Origin of the sequence: Marivita sp., assembly GCF_051251565.1 — a bacterium.
GTDB lineage: Bacteria > Pseudomonadota > Alphaproteobacteria > Rhodobacterales > Rhodobacteraceae > Marivita.
Genome location: NZ_JBPOFB010000071.1, coordinates 1 through 2,293, shown reverse-complemented (window position 1 = coordinate 2,293; position 2,293 = coordinate 1). Strand labels below are relative to the sequence as shown.

3 protein-coding genes are annotated in these 2,293 nt (G+C 64.8%); all 3 read right to left on the bottom strand.

Features of this window, described 5'->3' with window-relative positions; translation table 11 throughout:
* On the bottom strand, positions 1-749 hold a 749-nt coding region (gene fghA, locus ACSHXH_RS19460), incomplete at its 3' end, for an S-formylglutathione hydrolase (protein WP_435673456.1).
* A 3-nt stretch (positions 750-752) separates the two neighbouring features.
* Positions 753-1,688, bottom strand: a complete 936-nt coding sequence (locus tag ACSHXH_RS19455; protein ID WP_435673455.1) for an AEC family transporter — start codon at positions 1,686-1,688, stop codon at positions 753-755.
* Positions 1,689-1,773: 85 nt separating this feature from the next.
* Positions 1,774-2,293, bottom strand: a 520-nt coding sequence (locus tag ACSHXH_RS19450; protein WP_435673454.1) for a VIT1/CCC1 transporter family protein, incomplete at its 5' end; no start/stop codon positions are given.

Here is a 2,293-nt window from a genome sequence, read left to right as displayed (position 1 = left end):
TCGTATCCCTTGCGCAGATGCAGCTCTCCGGGCTGGCGCCGGGCGGCCATTGCGGCGGCCATCGCCTCGGTCCCCAAGAGATCCCCGAACTGGTCATCGGTGCCGGTCTCGATCAGGACCGGCCCGTCGAAGCCACCTTCGCGCATCATCACGCTGGCGTCCGGCCCGGCCTCCGCATCGCCGAGATAGCCCTCAAACTGCTTGCGGCCCCAGTCGCTCTGCGTCGGATTGCAGATCGGCGAAAACGCGGAGACGGAGACAAAGCGACCGGGCTCGCCCATTGCCAGGGTCAGCGCGCCGTGGCCGCCCATGGAATGGCCGGTGATCGCCTGCCGTTCCATGTCCAGCGCGAAGCTCTCGCCTACCAGTGCGGGCAATTCGTCCATGATGTAGCTGCGCATCTTGAAGTGACTGGCCCAGGGCGCCTGCGTCGCATCGAGGTAGAACCCTGCCCCTTGACCCATGTCGAAGGCCTCGTCGTCAGCCACGCCCTCGCCGCGCGGCGAGGTGTCGGGAAAAATCAGCGCGATCCCGGCCTCGGCGGCCCAGCCCTGCGCGCCAGCCTTGGTCATCGCGTTCTCATGGGTGCAGGTCAGCCCCGAGAGATACCACAACAGTGGCACCGGGCCGTCGCGCGCTTCGCGGGGCAGGAACAGACCGAACGTCATGTCGCAGTCGCAGGCCTCTGACCGGTGGGAGTAGACTCCTTGGGTGCCGCCGAAACACCTGTTCTCGCTCACTGTCTCCATCGCCTATCCTCCCAGATTTTCAATCCATGCTATGACCAGCGACACCGTCACGATGCTGGCTGCCGTGCTGATGAGAATGGACGCCGAGACCCGCGTCGGCGCAACCCCGTAGTGCTGCGCGAGGATATAGACGTTTCCCGCCACCGGCAGCGCTGCCGCCGCGATCATCACGCCCGCCGCATACGGGTCCACCGGGATCACGAAGATCACGACCAGCGCCACCGCCAGCGGATGCAGCACCAGCTTGCAGAAACTCAGCCAGCCCGCGACGAACACCCGCTCGGCGCTTTTGCCCGCCAGCGACGCGCCGATGGCAAATAGCGCGCCTGGCGTCGCCGCGGCGCCCAGTATGGTCAGGAAGTCGGCCATCGGTCCGGGGATCGGCAGGTCGGTCGCCGACCAGATCAGACCCAACACGATCGACACGATCATCGGGTTCTTCAGCAGGCCCAGCCCGACCGTCCCGAAAATTCGCACCGACATTCGCCCGTCACGCGCCCCGGTGATCAGAATCACGATAAGCGAGCCGAAAACGATCAGATCGCAGGCCAGAACCAGCATTACCGGCCCGATCGCGGCCTCGCCCAGCAACAGGACCAGCATCGGAATGCCGAGGAAGCCGACATTGCCGACCACCGCGCATTGCGCCTCGAAAGCGGCCTCCTCGAGGCCCACCTGCCGGTAGAGCGCGACCATCGTGACCAGAAGATAGACGCAGGTGGTGGCCCAAAGGTAGGCGCCGACGAAAGGCCAGTCGATGACCTCGGCAAAGCTCAGGTTGGCGGCAAAACCGAACAGCATCGCGGATAGGGCGAAATAGAAGACGAACTTGGTCAGATAGGCGGTCGCCTCGGCGGTGAAGAACCCCACGCGGCCCGATCCGTATCCCAGTCCGATGATCCCGAAAAACGGCAGGGTCTTGAGGAAAATCTCCAGCATGCAAACCGGTTAGCAGCAGCGCGGGCCGTGGGCAATTCCGACCGTAACGCAATTTCACGCTCCGAGCCCCGACGCCCGGTCGTCGCTAGCCGCTGCCGATGATGACACCGGCGGCGAAGACCAGCGCGCCGCCGACCACGACCTGCAGCGCGGCCCGGAAAAACGGCGTCTGCATGAACCTGTTCTGAATCCAGGCGATCGCCCAGAGCTCCACGAACACGACGATGATGGCTACCACAGTCGCGGTCCAGAAATCCGCGATCAGGTAGGGCAATGCATGGCCCAAGCCGCCAAGCGTCGTCATCACGCCCGATGCGACGCCGCGCTTGATCGGCGATCCACGTCCCGAAATCGCACCGTCGTCCGAGGCGGCCTCGGTGAACCCCATCGAGATGCCTGCCCCGACACTTGCCGCCAACCCAACAAGGAAGGTGGTCCAGGTGTCCTGGGTGGCAAATGCGGTGGCGAAGATCGGCGCCAGCGTCGACACCGAACCATCCATCAACCCGGCAAGCCCCGGCTGAACCCATGTCAGGATGAACTGCCGGTGCGCCGCGGCCTTTTCACCGGCTTCGGCCTCAACCCCCAGATGTTCGGTCGTCAAC